Here is a 4118-nt window from a genome sequence, read left to right as displayed (position 1 = left end):
CGCCTACGGCATCGGCGTCATCGTTCAGATCCCGTTCCTCGCGCAGTCTTTCTACACCGGGCCGCTGGTCGCGAAGCTCGGCGGCGCGGACATCTCGTGGCTCGTGGGCATCGTCGTCAGGTAGTACGGGGAGTGGTAATCCTCCGGTTTTCCCTCCGTGTTTCCTAAGGGTGGTCTGGAGGTCAACACCCGGGCCGGGAACCTGTGACCGCTTCTAGGGTCGAAACGTGATCCGCCGAACGGGCATGATCGACCTGCCGGGAACAGCAGTGAGAATCATCCTTTTGGGGGACACCGTTGACTACTTTCGGGCGATCCGCTGAGGCGCTGCGCTTGGAAGACTGACTGGAGCACCCTGCTCACACCCCCGAGCCCGGAGGAACCCCGTGCACCTGATCACCCGGATGAGTCTGAAGAACCGCCTCATCGTCGGATTGCTCACCCTCGTGATCGCCGTCTTCGGCATTGTCGCGACCACCTCACTCAACCAGGAGACGATGCCCTCGGTCGACCTGCCCGGCACCTCGGTGCAGGCCACCGTCCCCGGAGCCTCCCCGGAGGTGATCGAGGAGACCGTCACCAAACCTCTCGAGACCGCGCTCGACGGTGTCGGCGAACTCGAATCGGTGACCACCTCCACCTCGTCGGGGATGATGACCGCCGAGGTGACCTGGTCCTTCGGCAAGGACTCCGAAGAGATGACCGACGCCGTCCGCTCCGCCGTCGACGGAGTGAAGTCCGACCTGCCCGCCGACGCCGAGGCGGAAGTGCTGTCCTATCAGATGGACGAGGTTCCGGTGACGATGTTCGCCGTCTCCGGCGGGGACTCCGCCACCCTCGGTGACCGTCTTGAGACCGACCTCGTCCCCGAACTCCGCGCCCTCGACGGAGTCTCGAACGTCGAGGTCACCGGCCAGGACGAGCAGCGAGTCTCCATCACCTTCCGCCCCGAGGACGTGGCGGAGAAGAACGTCGTCGAATCCTCCGTGCCCGATGAGCTCGAAGCCGCCGGCACTGTCGTTCCCGCTGGCCAAAGTTCACAGGGCGACACGTCGATGGCCGTCGAGGTCGGCACTGAGGTCGACGCCGTCGAGCAGATCGAGAAGACGCCTCTGCGCACCGCGGACGGCACCGTACTGTTGGGTGAGGTCGCCGACGTCGACCTCGACTCGGTCGAGAAGACCTCCCTGTCCCGTGCCGACGGCAGGGATTCCGTGACTGTGTCGGTGACCAAAGACCAGGACGCCAATGTCGTCGATGTCTCGCACAAGGTCGCCGACACCCTCGAAAAGGTCGGTCCGAAACTCGGTGAGGACACGCAGTTCTCGACGATCTTCGACCAGGCACCGGAGATCGAGAAGTCGATCCACGACCTCTCCGTCGAGGGCGGACTCGGCCTGATCTTCGCGATCTTCGTCATCCTCGCATTCCTCGGCTCCTTCCGCTCGACCATCGTCGCCGCGATCTCGATCCCGATGTCGCTGCTCATCGCGATGATCGGCCTCATGGTCGGCGACTACACGCTCAACATCCTCACCTTGGGTGCCCTGACGATCGCCGTCGGCCGAGTCGTCGACGACTCCATCGTCGTCATCGAGAACATCCGCCGACGCCAGGGCACGACCGACCTGACGGTCGAGGACATCGTCGCCAGCGTCAAACAGGTCGCCGGCGCCATCACCGCCTCGACCCTGACCACGGTCGCCGTGTTCCTGCCCATTGCATTCGTCGACGGCATCGCCGGACAGCTGTTCCGACCCTTCTCCGTCACCGTCAGCCTCGCGCTGCTGGCCTCGCTGATCGTGGCGCTGACGATCGTTCCCGTGTTCAGCTACTGGGTCCTGCGCCGCAGCCCCAAACCGCTCTCGCCCAAGCGCCAAGCAGCCACCGATCGCAGCTATGAGCTGTGGGCAGCCAAGCAGCACCGCCGCTCGGTGGCCCGAGTCGAACGCCGCCAGAAGGCGATCGAGAAGAAGAACGCCAAACGCGCAGCCAAGGGCAAGGACGCGCTGCCGGATGCGACCGTCGAACCCGTCGTCGCTCCCGCCCCCGGAAACGGTGAGGCCTCCGGCAGGATCGACCGCCTCCAACAGCGCAGCCTGCCGGCGATCATCTCCGCACTGCACCACCCCTGGCGGACCATCGCCTTCTCCGTCGTCATCTTCATCGTCACGATGGTGTGCGCGACCTTCCTCAAGACGGACCTGCTCGGATCGGCCGGGCAGAACTCCGTGTACATCACCCAGACCCTGCCAGCGGGTGCCTCGCTCGAAGCCGGTGACAAGGCCGCGAAGCGTGTGGAAGCCGTGCTCGGTGACGACCCGGACGTCGACACCTATTCGACGACGGTCAACGGCCCGGAATCAGGTGCGGAGAACCAGTTCAACGTCACCCTGGCGGAGGACTCCGAGGCCGAAGTCGCGACGAACCGCCTCCGCACCCAACTCGACGACCTCGGGAAGGACGCAGGCGAAATCGACGTCCAAGACGCGGGCGGCTCCGTCAGCGAGGACGTCGAGGTCACACTCTCCGGCACCGACCTGAGCGCCCTGCGGAAGGCCGCCGACGAGGTCACCGCGACGATGGCAGACACCGAGGGGGTCCAGAACGCCCGCAACGACCTCGCCGCTGACCAGCCGGTCATCGAAGTCGACGTCGATCGGGAGAAAGCAGCCGACTTTGGATTCAGCCAGGCCGAGGTCGGGCAGGCCATCGCCGCGGCCCTCCACGGCGTCGAGGCCGGTACCATCACCCTCAATGGCCAGGAACGCGACATCACCCTCGCGCCGACGCATCCGGATGCGACCCCGGACGAGATCCGTGCCCTCGAACTGCCCGTCACCGAGGTGCAGACGCAGAACGCACAGGAAGATGCGACCGATCGGGTCGAGGAGAAGACCGATGCCCGCGCCGAGGAGGCCAAGCGCAAGGCCGCAGACGAATCGGCCGAGCAGCTCGAATCCGCTCGCGAGGCCCGTGACGATGCCGCCGACCAGCTCGAAGAGGCCCGCAAGGCCCTGCGCGATGCCGAGAATCCGCCGCCAGCACCGAGCCCCGGCGACATGGCTGCCGACCAGGTGGAACAGGCTCGCGAAGGTGTCGAGCAAGCCGAGAAGGGACTGAAGGAAGCCAACGACGCAATCGACGACCTCATCGACGTCCAGCGTGAACAGGAGCAGACCCAGGAGGAGGAAGAAGCTCTTGCCGATGAGCAGGCCGCCATTCCCGACATCAAGGGTGAGCCGATCACCGTCGATGAGATCGCGGAGGTGAAGAAGACCGAGACTCCGGCCACGATCGACCGCGCCGACGGGGAACGGAAGGTCACCGTGTTCGCGACCCCGTCCAGCGGCCAGCTCGAAACGGTCACCGCTGCGGCCACCGACCTGACCGAGACCATGGATCTGCCCGACGGAGTCAGCTTCGACGTCGGCGGCGCCAGCCAGGAGCAGGCGGAGTCATTCGGTCAGCTCGGAATGGCGATGGCAGTGGCGATTGTGCTCGTCTTCCTCGTCATGATCGCGACCTTCCGCAGCTTCGTCCAGCCGCTCATCCTGCTCGTGTCGATCCCATTCGCCGCGACCGGAGCTGTGCTCCTTCTACTGGCGACCGGCACACCATTGGGCATTCCCTCACTCATCGGTCTGCTCATGCTCATCGGCATCGTCGTGACGAATGCGATTGTGCTCATCGACCTCATCAACAAGCTGCGTGAGGACGGACTCGAGCTCATGGACGCGATCGTCCACGGCACCCGACTGCGCCTGCGCCCGATCCTCATGACCGCTGCCGCGACGATCTTCGCACTCGTGCCGATGTCGCTGGGGCTGACCGGCGGGGGAGTGTTCATCTCGCAGCCCCTGGCGATCGTCGTCATCGGCGGCCTCACCTCATCGACGGTGCTCACGCTCATCCTCGTCCCCGCCCTCTACCTCCTCGTCGAACGACGCAAGGAGATCCGAGCGGCGCACAAGGAGCAGAAGCGCGCCAAGCGACAGGCGGAGGACGAGGCGAGGATCGAAGAGGAGACCTCCGAGGTGGCCCTGCACTCCAACGACCACTGAACCCCCAACTACTACCTGACGGCGGCCCAGCAACCTCGCGCCAGGTTGCTGGGC

Annotated in this window: 1 protein-coding gene; it reads left to right on the top strand. The window is 65.5% G+C overall.

Annotated elements, in window-relative coordinates; all coding sequences use genetic code 11:
• Positions 1-386: 386 nt before the first annotated feature.
• The gene (locus tag AC2W7L_RS18435; RefSeq protein WP_486005626.1) at positions 387-4064 is read left to right on the top strand and encodes an efflux RND transporter permease subunit; all 3678 of its coding nucleotides are present in this window, start codon (positions 387-389) and stop codon (positions 4062-4064) included.
• Positions 4065-4118 lie beyond the last annotated feature (54 nt).

This window comes from Brevibacterium sp. LAARM3_SD1, from assembly GCF_057364765.1.
Note: the sequence above shows the minus strand (reverse complement) of the source record. Positions and strands in the feature narration are given on the sequence as shown.